The organism is Marinobacter nanhaiticus D15-8W, from assembly GCF_036511935.1.
In the GTDB taxonomy this organism is placed as follows: Bacteria; Pseudomonadota; Gammaproteobacteria; order Pseudomonadales; family Oleiphilaceae; genus Marinobacter_A; species Marinobacter_A nanhaiticus.
Genome location: NZ_AP028878.1, coordinates 1,159,660 through 1,177,301 on the forward strand (window position 1 = coordinate 1,159,660; position 17,642 = coordinate 1,177,301).

Sequence of the window (17,642 nt, forward strand, 5' to 3'; positions counted from 1 at the left end):
TGCAGAGAACGCCGGCACTCAGGCCGGCGGTCCGTTGCTGCTCTGGTCGTCATTGGTGGCCGCTAGCGACCCAACCGGTCCGCAAATCGCGAGACCGCATCAACCACCTGCTGGGCAGCTTCCTGGATATCGTTGATGACGCTGCTGGCTTCATCCACCATCTGGTTGACTTCCTCGGCCTGTTTTTTGCCGGTTTCAATGATGCTGACGGCGTGCGAGGTCATCTGCTGGTTCTGTCCTACGACGCCGACGATTTCCTCGGTGGCAGCAGATGTCCGTTGTGCCAGTTGGCGCACCTCGTCGGCAACCACGGCAAAACCTCGGCCCTGATCACCGGCACGAGCCGCTTCGATCGCTGCGTTCAGTGCCAGCAGGTTGGTCTGGTCGGCGATGCCGCTGATGCTCTGGATGATTGAGTTGATCTTTTGGGATTGCTGATCGAGGGCGCTGATGCCTTCAGTCGCCTTGGTCATTTGCTCGGCGAGCTTCTGCATTACGCCGGCGGTACCCTGCATGACCTCGATGCCGCGTTTGGTGCTGGCATCGGTGGCCTTGGAGGTTTCGTAGGCCACGCCCGCGGCATTTGCGACCTCGCGCTCTTGCATAACCTGGTCGGTAATCACCGTGGCGAACTTGACCACTTTGTAGTATTCGCCCCGTGAGTTCTTGAGCGGGTTGTAGGACGCCTCCAGCCAGACCTCGTTGCCGAACTTATCGACACGTTTGAAGCGGCTCGCCACGAATTGGCCCCTAGCGAGCCGCGCCCAGAACTGTTCGTACTCGGGGCTCTCGTAGACGTCCGGTGGGCAGAACATCCGGTGATGTCGTCCTTTGATTTCACTCAAGGTGTAGCCCAGACAATTCAAAAACAGGTCGTTTGCCGCCAGCACCTGGCCGTCCAAGTCAAATTCGATTACGGCCGTCGAGCGTTGCATGGCGTGGATCAGGCTTTCGTGTTCTTTAGACGTCTCAATGGTGCGTGTGAGGTTGTTGGCAAAGGCCCTGTAACCTTCCAGATCGCCGTCCCGATGTTTTATGGGGAAGAGCGTCGTTCGGAACCACATGTCTTTGTGGTCACCATTCTGAACCTGCCACGCGCCCACCCAGACTTCTTTTTTCTCGATTGCAGACACCATTCTGCGGAAGTGATCGGTGTTGCGCAGGGCTTGCGGTACGAGGTCTTTCATCTGCTGACCAATAACGGCATCAGCACCGGCGCCAAACTCTTCGCGGAAATTTTGGTTGATCGACGTGATCTTGCCTGAGGGATCCAGGTCAAGGACCATCTTTTCATCACAGAGACCATCGATGATCTGGTCCCGCATGAAGAGTTTTTCTTGCAGCGCCTCGATCTCTTTTTTTACCTTTCTGTCAAACATGTCTAAGACCTTTCAAACAGGCGAGTCGTGAGCGAGTCCGTTTTCTAACGACTTACTGCCGGGTAAGGGTATTGCTCGTTTTGCCGTTCCAGTAAAACGGGCCTTGAAGGCAGCTCAAACTTTGAGCGCGTCAAATGCCAAGGGCCGCATACCGGCCTGAATAATTGCTGTTAGGGAAGGTATCGGCAAACGCATGCAAAGCTGAAGTTTCTTTTGGTGAAAAAGTAATACGATGAGGTGTGGTTAGATTCCACTTGGGCAGACTCTGCGTAACGTTTCGTTTTCGCTGTAACCCCAGTCTGACTAGCCAACGGACTGGCTCCGCCACGCAAATGGAAACGACCCACAGGTAAGGCACCACCATTTGCTACTATGTTCGCCCCATCACCCCGATAACGATTAAGCCCTGCAAATGAACGCACCTTTCAAACTGCGGCCTTACCAACAGGAAGCGGTCGATGCCACGCTGCGGCACTTCCGCCAATCCGACGAGTCGGCCGTGATCGTGCTTCCCACCGGTGCGGGTAAAAGCCTGGTCATTGCCGAGTTGGCCCGCCTGGCCCGACGCAAGATTCTGGTGCTGACCCACGTCAAAGAGCTGGTAGAGCAGAATCACGCCAAGTACGAGAGCTACGGTTTAACGGGCGGCATCTTCTCCGCCGGACTGAAACAAAAGGAAAGCCGGCATCAGGTGACCTTTGCCAGCGTGCAGTCCGTCGCGGCGAACCTGGATCAGTTCCGGGACGAATACTCGTTGGTCATTATCGATGAATGTCATCGGGTCAGTGGCGAGGAAACCAGTCAGTATCAACGGATCATCGAGCTGCTGCGGCAACAGAATGACGCCCTCAAGGTGCTTGGGCTGACCGCCACACCCTATCGTTTGGCGATGGGCTGGATCTATCGCTATCACTACCGGGGTTTTGTTCGCGGTTCTAGTGAAGATCAGGACAAACCCTTTCAGCACTGCATTTACGAATTGCCGTTGCGCTACATGATCAACCGCGGGTATCTCACCAAACCTGAGCTGGTGAACGCAGCGGTGGCGCAATACGATTTCTCCACGCTGCCTCAGGACCGCTTTGGCGAATACGCCGAGCGGGACGTCAACCAACTGCTGAGCAAACACCCGCGTGTGACCCGTTCCATCATCGAGCAAGTGATGGAGCTGGCCGAGGAGCGCCAGGGTGTGATGATTTTTGCGGCCACGGTGGATCATGCACGTGAGATCACCAGCTATCTGCCGGAACGCCAAACTGCCCTGGTGACCGGCGCGACCGACCTGACGGAACGGGCATCGCTGATCCAGCGCTTCAAGCAGCGGCAGTTAAAGTACCTGGTTAACGTATCTGTGCTCACCACAGGCTTCGATGCGCCCCATGTGGACTTTATCGCCATCCTTCGTCCGACCCAGTCGGTCAGCCTGTATCAGCAGATCGTGGGTCGCGGTCTTCGACTAGATGAGGGTAAGCAGGATTGTCTCGTCATCGATTACGCGGGCAACAACGTGAACCTTCATCATCCGGAGGTGGGGGAGCCGAAACCGGATGCCGACAGTGTACCGGTCCAGGTCTTCTGCCCCGGCTGTGGTTTCGCCAACATCTTCTGGGGCAAAACCGATGGTGACGGTCTTGTGATCGAACACTACGGCCGGCGCTGTCAGGGATTGCTTGAGCCTGCGGATGAGGAGAGTGTTTCTGCGCAAAGCGCACGACCTCAGCAGTGCGACTACCGTTTTCGCTTCAAGGAATGCCCACACTGCGGTGGCGAGAATGATATCGCCGCCCGAAACTGCCATCAGTGCCAAAAGGCCATCATCGATCCCGACGATCAGCTAAGAGACGCACTGAAACTCAAGGACGCCATGGTGATTCGGTGCGCCGGGATTACGTTAGGCGCCCCTAACAGCAGAAACGACGAAAAACTGAAGATCACCTATCACGGTGAGGATGGGGAGGAACTCAGCGAGTCGTTCGATTTCGGTAAGCCGGCGCAGCGCACCGTCTTCAACAAGCTGTTCGGGCGTCGTTTCGCCAATAGCCAGGCCCCGAGAATGTTCAGCGGGGTGGGGGAGGTGCTTGAGATGCAAGCCCTGTTGTCGGCGCCGGATTTCGTCATCGCCCGCAAGCAGAAGCATTATTGGCAGGTGCAGGAGAGGATCTTCGATTATCGGGGGCCTTATCGTAAGGCGAATGAGGTGTAGGTTGGATCAGCGCGTCGTCAAACGAGTCCCCATGTATCGACAGGGCTTACCGCGCATTTGCGAAAAATAACATTTTATCGGGTTATTCCGGTAAGTACTTATCAGAGCAAGCATTTAGCTCTGACCAAGCCTTCACACTCTAACGATACTCCTTATGGGGTACCTCCCTCACCCATCGGGAATCCCCAATAAACGCCTTAATTTCCATTGCGTTAACACGGCGTTACGCAGCTTAACTATGCTGTAACTACCTCTTTTTCATCACTTTTGGCGGATGGCGCACTCGATAATCAGCCATTAAGCTACGGCTTTATCAGTTCGCACGTCGGGATACTTTGCATGTCTATTTTAAGTCGCCTATCAATGAAGGCGAAGCTCCTTACGCTGGTTGCTCCAGCCTTGATCGTCATTCTCATATTTGCGGCAGGCCGAATCTCTGCAAGCTATGACAATTTCCACAACACGCGCGTGCTGCAGGCTATGATCGAGCAGGTCCGGCTGGGGGCGCCGGTCGTGGAGAACCTCCAGCGGGAGCGGGGGCGTTCTGCGGTCTACATCGCCTCGGGCGGTCAGAGCCAGGAGGCAGAATCGGGCCTTCAAACCCAGCGAGCTGACACAGATGCGGCCATCCGTGACTTCCGGCAGCAGGTTCAGCCCTTACTGGCGGCGGGCAACCTGCCGGAGAGTATTGTCAGTGGCGCCGAGCAGTTTCTCGGCGAGTTGCAGAAACTGGGGGGGCTGCGACAGGCGGTGGACCGGCTGGAAAAAACCGGCGCAGAATCCGCGCGCTTCTATACCGATCTGATCACTGACGTTATCGATCTTGAGGGCCGGATCCTCCGCCGCTCGTCCTCTGCGACCGTCACCCGCCTGATGGCCGCCTATCATGGCCTGTCGGAGGGTGTAGAGATGGCGGGCAGGGAGCGGGCGATCGGTGCTGGGCTGGTCCAGAGTAATCAGTTCAGTCTTGAAACCGCAGCCCGCATTACCGAGCTCTATGGCCAGCAGGTGGCACTGTTCAGGTCCGCTGCCGAGATGCTTGACGAGGAATCGCGCGAGACGGTCAAGGCAGCCGTGGCGTCGGCCAATGCCCGCGCCATGGGCAAGCTACGCAATACCTTGATCCTGAGCGAGACCGGCATACTGCAAATGACCCCGGGGCAATGGTTTGACGAAGCCACGGACCGTATCGAGGTCCTGAACGGAATTCGCAATGACCTTCTCGATGAAGTCGCCGTCGTGACACAGGCCGAGGTGTCCGCAGCGCGTAGCGCGTTGGTGACCACTTCCGTAATGGCTGCCGGTGCGGTGGTGTTGGTGCTTGTCCTGGTTGGGTTGATTACCGCGGCGATCACCGGTCAGGTGCGCAACCTGCTGGAGGGTGTTCGTTATGCCATGGATAACAAGGATCTGTCTCAGCCGCTGACCGTCACCTCGCGGGATGAGATAGGTGATATCGGACGGGCCGTCAATGACCTGTTCCAGCGCTTTGGCCAGGCGTTGCGTCAAATCGATCAAGCCAGTGTGCAGCTTGCCACCGCCACTGAGGAAACCAGTTCAACGGCCTCCCAGAATGCCGGTCAGGTGCGGAACCAGCAACAGCAGATCGAGCAAGTGGCCGCGGCAACCGAGGAGATGTCCGCTACGTCGGAGGAAATTTCCCGCAACACCCAGCAGGTGGCCGAGGCTGCAACCAGCGCGACCGACAAGAGTCGCGAAGGTGAGCGGGTACTGCGGACCAGCGTCGAGCGAATCCATGAACTGGTCCAATCGGTGCAGCAGGTCAATCAGGTTATTGAAGAGCTGGAAGGGCGGAGCGGAACCATTAGTGAAGTCATCAATGTCATTCGCCAAGTCGCAGACCAGACCAACCTCCTTGCACTCAATGCGGCTATCGAGGCGGCCCGGGCCGGCGAGCATGGCCGGGGCTTCGCGGTGGTTGCGGACGAGGTCCGTACCCTGGCGCGCCAGACCCACGAGTCGACCACTGAGATCGAAGGCATCATCAATGGCTTCCGCGACATTACCGAAAATGCCGGCCGCTCGGTAACAGCCAGCTACCAGCTGGCCACACAGACTAGCGACAGTGCCGGAGAACTGGAAAAAACCTTGGCGGACATTCTGGCCGATGTGGGCCGTATATCCGATATGGCGACGCAGATTGCGGCAGCCTCTGAGCAGCAGGTTTCCGTGACCCGTGAGGTGTCTGGCAACATGGAGTCGGTAAGCGAGGTCGCTATCCTGACCCTAACGGGTTCGCAGGAAATTACCCAGGTAACCGGCGAACAGGCCCGCCTGGCCAGGCAGCTCCAGGATTTGGCTAACGAGTTCCGGCTACCGGCCACGGTTTAGCAGGATGATGAGTGTCCGATCGATTTGGTTTTGACCAACTCGGCGTAGCCTTTCGTCCCAACTAAATTCCATAACCCTCAAGCCAACGGACTGGCTTGGCCATACGAGTGGGCTTGACCCGCACCAAGTAAGGAAGGGATGTATCTACCTGAGATTTCTGTTCCCCTGGCGCAAATGATAAGGATTAGTTCGATCTGATGTTTTCAGGATGAAGCATCCATCGGCAACAAAACCTGGTCCAGGGCGCGGGTCCTTAACGACTAGCACCGGGGAACAGCCTGTCCTATAGTCATAGGTCACGAATTCTTGCTTTATTCGGTGGGAGACTAACTTTATTAACTGAGCGCCGCCATGCTGTAAAACTGGCTATGCGAGCTCTGCGAAGCGATGGCAGGCTATTTGATTCTCAGGATGAGAAAGAGGGTAGCATGAACCCAACGATTAAACTGCTCAAGTCACACCGTTCTATTCGTAAATTTCTGGACTGGAAGATTCGCAACGAGCTTTTTGAAGAGCTGATTCGTGCAGGCCAGAGCGCTGCCACCTCCAGTCACATCCAAGCCTATTCCATTATCCATGTCACCAACAAGAAAATCTGCAAAGCCCTGGCGGAGCTGAGTGGTGGCCAACATTATGTATTGGATTGCTCGCATTTCCTGGTGTTCTGCGCTGATATGAAGCGGCCCACCGATGCCGCCGAACGTGCGGGAATCGAGGTGGTCAGAGGTACGACAGAGCAATTATTAGTGGCCACTGTTGATACTGCTCTGGTTGCCCAGAACGTGGCGACAGCAGCAGAATCTGAGGGCTTGGGTGTCTGTTACATTGGTGGCATTCGCAACGACCCTGCCGAGGTGAGCACACTGCTCCGCCTGCCAGACCATGTCTACCCGGTGTTTGGTATGTGCATTGGTTATCCTGACCAAAAACCTGAAATCAAACCGCGCCTTCCTATGGCGACGATCCTGAAGCGGGATTACTACGAGGATGAACAGGACGTGGCGCTGGTGGCGGAGTACGACGACACCATCAGCGCTTATTACCAGGCACGTAGCGCCGGCAAAAAACACTCCACCTGGTCAGAACAACTTAAACCGCTATTTTCCACCAAACTGCGCGGTCACATGCGTGACTTCCTGCGAGCCAGGGGCTTTGAGATGAAATAGCGACTTTGGCGGTGTCATCGTATTCGGATATTCAAATGGGGGCGGTCTACTTCATTCATGGATGATAGGCGGTGATGAGGGGCAGAGCGATTTAGCTTTAACGAACTCGACCACGTACTCGTTTTTTATCCGGGATTCAGATCCTTACAAGCCAAACCCGCCCTAACAGCCTTCCTCAACGTGATTTACGGCGGGGTGCGACGGCTGATAGTCGCCCGGGGCCCACCTCTTGGGCAACTTGGGCTATCCGAAGAGGGACGGGTCCAGGGTGCGCTGTCGACTAGGTGAGCAATGCAGTATAGGTACGCCCGTTCCTGGTCGTTGGTGTCGACAATATGCCAGGGAACGTAGCTGGTTTGGGTCATGATTAACATCGCATCGTAGGCACACCAATAGTCGTAGTAACGGCGAATTGCTTCAATATCCATTAGGGAGAGTTTCCAGTGCTTGGGAGGGTCCTCGATTCGTTCGCGGAAGGGCTCCTCCTGCTCCTCGGGGTCAGCATCCGGTCAGTGCTTGAGCAGCCGAATGCCGGTTTCAACCAGAGAACGCTCGAAAGCTGGGCAGGTGCGAACGAACTTGCCATATCTTCTGCGGAACAGCATCCCATGAACCGCTGCACCCCCGTACCAACTGCGGTCGAACAGGACCGCCCCGCCGCCGGCGGGTAGGTGGGGAATATAACGCCGCCCTTGCCCTAGTATCCGGCCCCTCAAACAAGAGCAAGATCCGGGCTCTGGTCTCGTGCACCCGGCGCTGCATCTCGCAAATATCAGTCCGCAGTTTGTTTACCGCATGCTCGTCGTCCTTCTTGGTGAGCTTAGCTACAACCCGCGGGTTACCATCTCCTCTATTTCACAGCCGGCCTGTCGCATAATCCAGTTGTGGTGATATGGGGTAGAACGATTTAATTTTTGAGCGTAGGTCCGTTTATCAATATCCCCGTCCGATACTCTCTGTCTGGCTGTGGTGCAAGCAAGATGGCGGGAAGGTGAGTTACTTGGATGGGCAGATCAATATTAAATCGATCTGGCTCCTTCGGCGGGGAACAGGACAGGACCAAAGGACCGGCAGCCAGTTCTCGCTGTTTGCTTTCCCGGCACGAGGGCATCCTTGCCAACTTGTCCCTTTTTACTCTTTCGTTTTTTAAGCATTCGTTGCCATTCTTCACGGCGATTATTTCACTTACTCATCGGCCATCTTGAAGGCAACAAGTGCGGTCAGGCCGGCAGCAAGAAAGCCCAGCATGCCTGGTTCAGGCACTTCGATAGGTGCTACGAGGCTTGTTGCATTGGCGGTAGCGGAGAGGGCAGAGAAGACCAGTCCAGTGATAACGTACTTCATAGCTAATCATCCTTGTTATGGGTCCACTCTGGCTTCAGCATTTTGTAGGCCAGTTGTAAAAATGAACGGAATATCAGATAGATAAGGCGCCGGCTGTAAGTCGAGTGTAAATATAGTTGACGCATATTTGGGTGGTGTAAAAATTATAGACACTATTCGGTGCCATTCGCGAAACGCATGAACGACAGGGCTTCCTTTGCTACCGGTGCAGGCTTAGGCGGGTCTGGATCACCCAGTCGCTAGGGCATTAAAGGCCGAAATTGATCCGGGGGATGCAGAAGGTGGCAACGCGCACTGTTCTCGTCGGGTCTAGTCTTTCGCCGCCGTTGGATGAAACATACTCGCTTCAAACATTCTTTTCCTGTATCGCTTATCATGGGGGACCGTAGTTGGCGCAAAAGCTGACCGTTAACCTGGAGGATATGATGAGTAAGAAACCTGAGAAGGCGACATTGACGACTGCCATGATCGAGGAGCAGACGGCTGCTTTCCTAAAAGCGGGCGGAACAATCGAGTATGTGGATAAAGGCAGAAGTAAGCAGTACGAGGATCAAGGGTCAAAGCAGAGTGCCCAGAAAGCAAAATGAACATCGGCACAGATCGCGCCTGGCAAGCTTGAGGGCGCGTACTTTTTTGTCCAAGCCATGCTTCGTTCAGCTCGAAACGCTGGAATTCTCAAAGTCAAGAACAGTAGCGAAGTCATAAACTTTAAAGTTGACCAGCCTCGCGTAGCCCTCCTCTCTTTGAAATCAGTTCCCCGAAGTCGCTAGCGTGCGCAAAGCCTTCGCACGAACACGGCCTTTAACGTCGATTTAATTTACATGTCGATTGGCCAAGCCTTTTTAATTCCTAATTAGTTAATTGTTTTTAATGTTATTTGTTTTTTATGGAGCGTTTTGTGCTTATGGCTTGTCCGTGATTAGATTTTAAAATACTAAAAAGGAGTAAGAGCAATGGCAGTGCTCTATAAAACGCTAGCGTTTGTACTTTCTCTTGGATTAGCCTCATCTGCGTCGGCTTTGGTCATCACGGATGTGAATAATCCCTATACCTTCCTGAATGAAGGTCAATCGAAGACCATTACGCACGACCTGACTGATGACGGCGTGCCTACTGATTTCTTTGTGACCGCGGCTTCACTGACGTTGAGCTTCTCTGACGGCACCTTGTTCGGTGATTTCGCGTTGGATCTGGCCGGTATTACCGGCGCCGGATTGAGCGGTACCTATGAAGTGGGTGGCACCCACCTGTTCGGATTCGACGTTCGTGTGCTGGGCGTAGGCCCTGCGGGTATCTCTGCGCTTAATTCACTCGGCATGCTCGAGGTCACCGTGACCGCTCTGGACACCGAGTGGTGGGCGGGCCACAACGACTTCTGGTGGAAAACCTCACGACTTGACGCCATCGTAGAGGCTCACGAGGTACCGGAGCCGGCCTCCCTGGCGCTGCTGGGCCTGGGCCTGCTTGGCGTAGGTATGGGTAGCAAGCGTCGCCGTAACGTTTGAACGCTCGGTCGGTACCTTCGTTGCTCGAAGGTACCGACTATCCCAACCGGGGCGTTCCGCGCGCCATCTTCCAGTACACCCCCCTTTCATTAAATCTTGGTATCTATCGAAGGTTGGTCTCGCTTCCTTGCGGATGGTTGTACCCTTCGTCGAACTATACTGCGGGCTGAATCCCCGAAGTTTTTTTTCTGTTTGCTGCCCCATACGACGCGACAATGTTAAATCTTGATTTCCGAACGCTCGTTGCAATCCTGGCCATCACCACGTTTGTCGCAGCGATGTCCATGTACTTTTTCTATCGACTATTACCTGAAGTGGCGGGTCTTAAGCAGGCGGCCATTGCCGGCGGCTGGCAGGTTGTTGCCTCGCTATTTCTGCTGGGGCGGGAGCAGGTCGGCGTGTTGGTCTCCATCCTGTTTACGAATATTGGTTACTTTCTCGCGTTCGCTTTCTATTACCAGGCCGCCCGGCTCTTCGATAACCGCCGCCAGGATTGGCGACTGCCAGCCATCGTCATCGGTGTCTTGATGCCGTTATTGCTGATATTCCATGGCAGCGACTATCTGGGCCTGCGCATTGTCCTGAGTTCGTTGGGATTGTTCGTGCTCGGGATGATGCCGGCCAAGGTTCTCTGGGAGGGCGCGGAACGGCTGCCCGGACGCCGCGCGTTAAGTATCCTGTTTGCCATTTTCAGCTCGCTTGCGCTCTTCAGAATGATAGCGACACTCCTTTACCCTGTTGGGCGCGGCGTGCTTCTGGAGGTGAAAGGGTATTCGATGTACGTGATTTTTATCTGGGGCATCATTGAAATTATCGGAATCACCGTCGGCATTATCGTCATGGCTTCGGAGCGTCTGCGTGAAACATTGAATCATCGTCTTGCCGACCTCGAAGTGGCCAGGGACGTGGCCCACCAGACTTTGCAGGACCAGCAGAATTTTCTTGCCATGCTGACGCATGAGTTCAAAACGCCGCTCAGTATCATCAAAGCCAACGCCGATTCCATCCTGGTTTGTACAAAAGCGCCTGATCGTTTCATCGAAGACAGCGTTGACCGGATACGGAGTACCTCCACACGATTGGCGGGCTTGGTGGACGATAGTCTGAATGGTGCTCTTATATCCCAGGCCGTCGATAGTGATGACTATCGATTCGAACGCATCGATATTGCGGCCTTGCTCGAACAGCTATGCCAGGAAAACAGCGTCCGCTTCGTTAACGGGTGTGGGGCGAGCAGGGTAGAGATTCAGGGCGATCCCTTCATGGTGCATATCCTCTTATCCAATCTGATCGATAACGCCCGGAAATATGCGGCCAACCTGGACAACATCGAAGTTCGTCTGGATCGTGCCACTGGCGAGATATCGGTAATCGTGGTTAACGATGGCCCCGGTATACCCGATGCTCAGCGGCACACGGTGTTCGAAAAATACTTCAGGGCGGAGAACAGCCGAAAGGCGACCGGGTCGGGATTGGGGTTGTACTTCGTAAAGCGTATAGCGGAACGCCACGGTGGCAAGATTACCCTGGAGAGTGATGAGCTGACGCGCTTTGCACTGACCCTGCCGCTTGCCAGCGCTTCAGGTTATAGCGGTTAGCCTCAACAACTGTGCTATGGTTTTCTTGCGTTTTATCCGCCCATTCCATGAGTTTATGGTCGACGGAGATACTATGCATGCCGACACCCGAGTGCTGATTGTCGACGATGAACCTGAGTTCAGTGCGCCGATCAAAGCGATTCTCGAGCAATATGGGATGGACGTCAGGGAGGCAGCGACCGCAGCGCAAATGCATGAGATCTTGCAGCGGTTCGAGCCGGATTTGCTGCTGCTCGACGTTAACCTGCCTGACGCGACGGGCCTGGATATCGCCCGTCAGATAAAACAGACGCGGCATCTCGACATCATCATGATGTCGGCGCTGAAGACCGTCGAAAACCGTGTCGATGGACTTCACTCCGGCGCTGACTACTACCTACCAAAGCCGGTGGATATCCGCGAACTGCTGGCGGTCATTGCGAGTCGCCGAAAGGGGAGCGAAAGCATAGCCAGGCCAGCGGAAAGGTGGGTGCTGGATATCTCTCAATGGCTACTCACCACTCCCGATGGCGAACGACATACACTGTCTATATCAGAGCGCAATCTGCTTCAGGCTCTGGCTTCCCATGCAGGCGAGACAGTACGCCGGTCGCAGCTCTACGAAGCCTTGGGCGTAGAAGACTACGAGCCTGAGAGCCGACGCCTCGATATCAACATTTCCCGCCTTCGTCGCCGCTTCACCAACGACCGCTACACCCTTCCCATCAAAACCGTTCACAGCCTTGGCTACCAGTTTAGCGAGCCGGTCAGGATCTGTTCCTGAAGCGACCGGCTGAGCTGCGCCTGACGGTGTTACAACTCGAAAGATAATTCGAGGTTCCCCCGTGATAGATTTCCCCCAAATCCCGCTATGGCGCGGTTTTACCGCGTTATTTCACTGGACCGTTACGGTCGACGACAGCCGGGTCATGGGTGGGTCGTATTCCACCGCCCCGGTGCTCGCAGACATGCAGGTGATGGATGCAGGCTGATTCACGGTTTGACGTCTGAACTTGCCCATGAACAACCAGCGATAGGACGACCTGGTTTTGCCTTGGGGCTGTACGCCCAAGGCGTGGTTGGTTGCGCGACTCGCTTGGATCCGAACGCCGACCTCCTTGCAGTCACCCTGGTTCACGTTAAGGAACGTCGTGGCCGGCCGTCTCAAGGCCTCGCTTTGTCGTGGTAACGCCACCGACGGCTCGGCCTACGTTGACTGAGGCATAAACAGGCACGTGCTGAATAACTAAAAATGCGCTGGAGGTTCATTCCGTCATGAGTTCTCGTTCTCTCAAGGTGATCAGCAGTTGTGTGTTGCTGATCGTTGCCAGTTTGGCATCTACGGCCGCTTTGGCGAGTCACTTCCGAGGTGGGTCGATCACATGGCAATCGGTGGATCTGGATGGCGACGGTCAGAAAAACGATGTCCAGGTCACGGTAAAGACCGCATGGCGTTTGAACGGCGGCACGCCTCCCTCGGCGGCTGCGATCAATGCCACGCCGGCACTGACGTTCAGCGAGGTTGGAACCGGAACGCTGACCAAACTGAGCGAAAGCCCCGACGCCAATGGGCAGTATGAGCTCAGTACCAAGATTTTCCAGGCCAAGGATCTGGACCTCAATACGACGTACGCGCTGAACTACACCAGTTGCTGCCGTATCTCGAATCTGGTCAATAACGCGAATGGCGACTGGAATATCCAGAGTACGATCAACCTCGCCAACCGTAATCTGGCGCCCAAGATCGACCTGCCCATTATCTTCGAGGTACCCCAGTTGCAGCAGGATGGCTCGACCTTGCTGAACTGGACCTTCAATACCGGTTCGACGGACCCGAACGCGGACAAGCTCAAGTTCCGGCTCGCTAACGTGAATGAACTCGGTGGTAGTGGTTCGGTGCAGCCGGACGGCTTCTCTATCAACCCGAATACCGGTGTCATTAACTGGGCGAACTCGGGCAACCTGGCGCCGGGGCTCTACAGTGCCGGTGTGGTTGCCGAGGATGTGGACTCAAACGGCGTGATCAAGTCCAAGTCTCACGTCGATTTCATCCTGTATCTGCAAAACAAGAAGGCTGTCCAGTTCACCACGTCGGATAACGTCACCGAGACCCGCAATATCATTGTGGAGAAGGGGACGACCTACACCTTCGACGTGAATGGAACGGCAATCGAATCGACCAGTCTTGGCGATGTCCAGGGCGCGCTTTCGGAAGGCACGGAAGGTCAGTTCACGTTCGATCCCGCCGACCTGCTGCCGGCTGCCTATCCCATTACATTCGAAATCCGGGACACCACGGATAGCTTCACCAAGAATTACCTCATCCTGAACTTTATCGTGCCCGATCCCGATGCGCCGAAAATCGCCAACCTCGAGGCCGATCGCACGTTCTACGCCGACATTCCGGAACAGCGGGTCGATGAGAATCAGGATGCCGTGGTCACCGACCGGGACAACACCCATTTCAGTGGCGGCAAACTCAAGTTCAACGTCAGTTTCACGGACGGCACTCAGGAAATACTGGGCGTGATGTCTTCCGGTGACGGTGCTGGCCAGATCAACCGGATGGGCGACCAGATCTACTATGAGGGCAATCTGATCGGTGACGTGGATGCCGATGAAGATGGTGTCGGGCGCGCATTGACGATTCACCTGACCGGTAGCCATTCCACGCCGACGGCATTGACGGCCCTGGTGCGTGCGCTCACTTACCAGGATACCTTCGCGCTGCGTGAACCTGGTGACCGGAACCTGTCCCTGTTTATTGAGGACCCGGATCGCCGTAGCAATTCCTATAACTTCTTCGTGAACGTCCAGGCCCATCCCACCCGGCCAACCAGTGGCGGGCCGGTGGAGGCGGCGAACGCGTTGACGGTGGTGGAAGGCAGTACCACCACGCTGAGTACGGAAAACATCAATTACGGTGACCCGGACACGGATCGCGACCAGATTACGCTGACCGTTTCCGACTTGACCCACGGGCAGTTTGAGCTGATCTCGGCGCCCGGTGTGGCGGTCACCTCGTTCACGCAGCAGCAGGTCGATCTGGGCCAGGTGAACTTCGTGCACGATGGTGGCGAAGAGGCGCCCGTCTATAAGGTGTCGGCATCCGACGGTACGGCTTCAACGGTACCAGCCGATGCGCTGATCCGCTTCACCAACGTCAACGATCCCCCTGAGATCACGAATCTTCCCGGAAATAACGCGACTGCCCGTGAACCGTATCGCTATACCCCCACGGTGACGGATGTCGATTCGACCGGCGGCTTTACCTTCACGATCCAGAACATGCCATCCTGGGCGTCATTCGACACAGCAACCGGTACGCTCAGCGGTACGCCTGCGAACAGCGATGCAGGAACGGCTAGCAACATCGTCATTACGGTCGCGGATACGGACGGCGGCACGGCGACGGTCGGACCGTTTTCAATAACGACGAAGTCGAATCCTGACAGTGACGGTGATGGTGTGCCCGATGAGGTGGAACTGGTCGAAGGCACGGATCCCGGCGATCCGAAGGACTACAAGGATGAAGACGGCGATGGTGTGCCTGACTATGTCGAAACCAAGATAGACGGTACGGATCCGAAAGATCCGAAGAGCTACCGGGATAACACCCCGCCTGAGGTAATGGCGCCGCCGGAAGTTACGGTGAGTGCGACCGGGCTCTACACCAAGATCTCACGCACCCAGCTCGAGTCGCTCGGCAAAGCCACTGCGAGCGATAGCGTTGACGGTGTCAATTGCTGCTCGCCATATCCCCGGTCACTGGTTGACGATGAGCCCTTCTTCCCGCCCGGCAAGCACACAATTGTCTGGGCCGCGAAGGATGCCAAGGGCAACACGGGCACTGCTGGGCAGATCCTGAACGTTGAACCGCTGGTTAGTCTCAGCAAGGACCAGACGGTACCCGAGGGTGCCATGGCGACCATCCAGGTCGTGCTCAATGGGCCGGCGCCTGCCTATCCGGTCAAAGTGCCGTATACCGTGAGCGGTACGGCCCTCAATCCGGCGGATCATGACCTGGTGAGCGGTACGGCCGTGATCAACGCGGGCCTGACCACCACGATTGCGGTACGCACCGTTAAGGATTCCGTGCCGGAGGTGGACGAGACGATGGTTGTCACCCTCGATAAGAGCCTGAATCGCAGCCCATCCTATCGCCACGTGTTGACTATCAGTGAAAGGAACATCGCGCCCCAGGCGTCCCTGAAGGTGACGCAGGGTGGCGAGAATCGATTGATGTTGCTGCGTGACGGTGCCCCCGCGGTCATAAGCGGGCTCGTGATGGATGCCAATACCGGGGATACCCATAGCTATGAATGGGACACTGGCATCATGATCGACCGCGACCGGAACGACGATACGGTCACGCTGGACCCCAGTGTGATGGAGCCGGGCCAGGACTACGCTGTAACCCTGGTTGTGACGGACGACGGAAGCCCAGCCTTGCAGGATACCGTGACGGTGCACCTGCAGGTGGTGGATACGTTGCCGGCGCTTTCCCCGACGGCCGATAGCGATGGCGATGGCATTCCCGATGCCGAAGAAGGGTATGGCGATGCGGACCAGGATGGCATTCCGGACTACCTCGATAGCCAGTCCCATGCCTGTAGCGTCGTTCCGGAGGAGGTTGCGGATTATCAGCGTTACCTGATGGAAAGCGATCCGGGTAGCTGCCTGAAATTGGGTGTGTTCTCCCGCTTTGCCTCGCGCGGTGGCAGCCGTCTTATCGATGGCAGCGACATCGGTGCGAACAGCCCGACCCACTTGCCGGAGGATATCGCCGCGACCAATGTCGGTGGTGTGTTCGACTTTACGGTGGATGACCTTCCGCAGGCCGGCCAGAGCGTACGCATTGTGGTACCCCAGCGGGCGGCGGTTCCGGAGAACCCGATCTACCGGAAATACAGCGAATCCGCCGGTTGGCAGGATTTCTTCCAGGACGACAAAAACCAACTGGCGTCGGCACCGGGCGAGCCGGGCTTCTGCCCGACACCGGGTAGCGGCCAATATCGGCCTGGCCTGAATGTGGGGGACTGGTGTGTGCAATTGACGATAGAAGACGGCGGTCCGAACGACGCTGACGGTCAGGCAAACGGGTCGGTACTCGATCCCGGTGGCGTCGCGACGATCGCAGGGCTGGACAGCAGCGGTAAGCTGAAAACGTCCGGCGGCGGTTCGATGGGGCCTGTCAGTCTCTTGACGATGCTGGCCTTGGCCGGACTTGCGAGAGTCGCGCGCAAGCGAGGCCTTCGCAAGGACGGTGCGACGCGGTTCGGCGTTGCCGCCCTGGGTGCAGCTGCCGCACTGACGTTGTCCACGCAGGCACCGACGGCCCAGGCTGAGGGGCTGCAAGGGCAGCAACCGTCGCCTATCTATCTCACTGCCAGTTTGGGCTATGCCTACACGGACGTTGACGATGGGGATGTTGAACGTCGCTTTGCTGATCGCGGGTATCGGGCACAGGTTACTTCGACGGACGGCAGTCGGTTGGGGGGGATGCTGGGCGCTGGCTATCGCCTCAACGACAGCTTTGCCTTTGAGGTGGCCTATATCGACCTGGGAGAGACCGAAGTGAGCTTCCGCTCCACGCCCATCGATCGGGATATCGCGAATGTTTACCCGGAGTCCGGCCAGGGGCCTGCGGCTTCGGTACTTTACCGCTACGGGTTGAGTCAACGCTGGGGGCTGAATGTCCGCGTCGGTGCTTTCTTCTGGGATGGTGACTACGACACGAAGCAAGGCTCCCTCCATGTCGCCGACGCAGAGGATAGCGGTGAAGATGTCTATTACGGCTTGGGTGCCGACTACCGGTTCAGCGATGTGTTTTCGTTCAAGACCGAACTCCAACGGTTCGAGTTCGACCGCGATCCGAGCTACTACCTGTCCGCAGGCATGGAGTTTCGCTTTCCTGAACTCTTGAAATAAAACCAAACAGGCCAAGAACGGACTGATGTAAACCGTTCGTGGCCTGTTTCACTCCAATCGGTCGTCTTGATTGTCCCCTTGGATACCGCTCGGCGCTTCAAGCGTCAGCACGATGGGGCGAAGCCCGTTGGGTTTGCACTACTCTGCATCGGAGCCTTTTGAGGAGACGCCTTGCGGGCTCTGGC

11 protein-coding genes and 1 pseudogene are annotated in these 17,642 nt (G+C 56.3%); 9 read left to right on the forward strand and 3 right to left on the reverse strand.

Features of this window, described 5'->3' with window-relative positions; genetic code table 11:
* Positions 1-62: 62 nt before the first annotated feature.
* Positions 63-1,379: a methyl-accepting chemotaxis protein gene (locus tag RE428_RS05300; protein WP_004580939.1), complete on the reverse strand. Its 1,317-nt coding sequence runs from the start codon at positions 1,377-1,379 to the stop codon at positions 63-65.
* Between the two features lie 412 nt (positions 1,380-1,791).
* Between RE428_RS05300 and radD the strand changes: the two genes are divergently transcribed.
* The 3 genes from radD (at position 1,792) to nfsA (ending at position 7,100) form a co-directional block, all read left to right on the forward strand.
* Positions 1,792-3,582 (forward strand): DNA repair helicase RadD, encoded by a 1,791-nt coding sequence (gene radD / locus RE428_RS05305; protein ID WP_004580940.1) that lies wholly within the window; start codon positions 1,792-1,794, stop codon positions 3,580-3,582.
* A 339-nt stretch (positions 3,583-3,921) separates the two neighbouring features.
* On the forward strand, positions 3,922-5,934 hold the full coding sequence (locus RE428_RS05310; protein ID WP_040882512.1) for a methyl-accepting chemotaxis protein: 2,013 nt from the start codon (positions 3,922-3,924) through the stop codon (positions 5,932-5,934).
* A gap of 428 nt (positions 5,935-6,362) precedes the next feature.
* A complete protein-coding gene (gene nfsA / locus RE428_RS05315; RefSeq protein ID WP_004580942.1) occupies positions 6,363-7,100 on the forward strand; it encodes an oxygen-insensitive NADPH nitroreductase in 738 nt (245 codons plus the stop codon).
* Positions 7,101-7,285: 185 nt separating this feature from the next.
* Here the strand turns inward: nfsA and RE428_RS05320 are convergent.
* Positions 7,286-7,816, reverse strand: a pseudogene (locus RE428_RS05320) (polyphosphate kinase 2 family protein).
* A gap of 469 nt (positions 7,817-8,285) precedes the next feature.
* Positions 8,286-8,444 carry a hypothetical protein gene (locus tag RE428_RS05325; protein WP_154660745.1) on the reverse strand — a complete coding sequence of 53 codons (159 nt, stop codon included), beginning with the start codon at positions 8,442-8,444 and terminating at the stop codon, positions 8,286-8,288.
* A 425-nt stretch (positions 8,445-8,869) separates the two neighbouring features.
* Between RE428_RS05325 and RE428_RS05330 the strand changes: the two genes are divergently transcribed.
* The 6 genes from RE428_RS05330 (at position 8,870) to RE428_RS05355 (ending at position 17,457) form a co-directional block, all read left to right on the forward strand.
* Complete coding sequence (locus tag RE428_RS05330; protein WP_169334061.1) at positions 8,870-9,031, forward strand: hypothetical protein; 162 nt, start codon at positions 8,870-8,872, stop codon at positions 9,029-9,031.
* 366 nt (positions 9,032-9,397) lie between these two features.
* A complete protein-coding gene (locus tag RE428_RS05335) occupies positions 9,398-9,949 on the forward strand; it encodes a PEP-CTERM sorting domain-containing protein (RefSeq protein WP_004580946.1) in 552 nt (183 codons plus the stop codon).
* Between the two features lie 215 nt (positions 9,950-10,164).
* A complete protein-coding gene (locus RE428_RS05340) occupies positions 10,165-11,547 on the forward strand; it encodes a sensor histidine kinase (RefSeq protein WP_004580947.1) in 1,383 nt (460 codons plus the stop codon).
* Positions 11,548-11,620: 73 nt separating this feature from the next.
* On the forward strand, positions 11,621-12,310 hold the full coding sequence (locus tag RE428_RS05345) for a response regulator transcription factor (RefSeq protein ID WP_004580948.1): 690 nt from the start codon (positions 11,621-11,623) through the stop codon (positions 12,308-12,310).
* Between the two features lie 61 nt (positions 12,311-12,371).
* The gene (locus RE428_RS05350; RefSeq protein ID WP_154660746.1) at positions 12,372-12,518 is read left to right on the forward strand and encodes a hypothetical protein; all 147 of its coding nucleotides are present in this window, start codon (positions 12,372-12,374) and stop codon (positions 12,516-12,518) included.
* A 283-nt stretch (positions 12,519-12,801) separates the two neighbouring features.
* The gene (locus tag RE428_RS05355) at positions 12,802-17,457 is read left to right on the forward strand and encodes a cadherin-like domain-containing protein (RefSeq protein WP_004580950.1); all 4,656 of its coding nucleotides are present in this window, start codon (positions 12,802-12,804) and stop codon (positions 17,455-17,457) included.
* Positions 17,458-17,642 lie beyond the last annotated feature (185 nt).

Excerpts from the sequence above, each read along its gene's own strand:
- RE428_RS05355 (WP_004580950.1), top strand. The coding sequence starts at position 12,802 with ATGAGTTCTCGTTCTCTCAAGGTGATCAGCAGTTGTGTGTTGCTGATC.
- nfsA (WP_004580942.1), top strand. The coding sequence starts at position 6,363 with ATGAACCCAACGATTAAACTGCTCAAGTCACACCGTTCTATTCGTAAA.
- RE428_RS05325 (WP_154660745.1), bottom strand. The coding sequence starts at position 8,444 with ATGAAGTACGTTATCACTGGACTGGTCTTCTCTGCCCTCTCCGCTACC.
- radD (WP_004580940.1), top strand. The coding sequence starts at position 1,792 with ATGAACGCACCTTTCAAACTGCGGCCTTACCAACAGGAAGCGGTCGAT.
- RE428_RS05310 (WP_040882512.1), top strand. The coding sequence starts at position 3,922 with ATGTCTATTTTAAGTCGCCTATCAATGAAGGCGAAGCTCCTTACGCTG.
- RE428_RS05300 (WP_004580939.1), bottom strand. The coding sequence starts at position 1,379 with ATGTTTGACAGAAAGGTAAAAAAAGAGATCGAGGCGCTGCAAGAAAAA.
- RE428_RS05345 (WP_004580948.1), top strand. The coding sequence starts at position 11,621 with ATGCATGCCGACACCCGAGTGCTGATTGTCGACGATGAACCTGAGTTC.
- RE428_RS05335 (WP_004580946.1), top strand. The coding sequence starts at position 9,398 with ATGGCAGTGCTCTATAAAACGCTAGCGTTTGTACTTTCTCTTGGATTA.
- RE428_RS05340 (WP_004580947.1), top strand. The coding sequence starts at position 10,165 with ATGTTAAATCTTGATTTCCGAACGCTCGTTGCAATCCTGGCCATCACC.
- RE428_RS05330 (WP_169334061.1), top strand. The coding sequence starts at position 8,870 with ATGAGTAAGAAACCTGAGAAGGCGACATTGACGACTGCCATGATCGAG.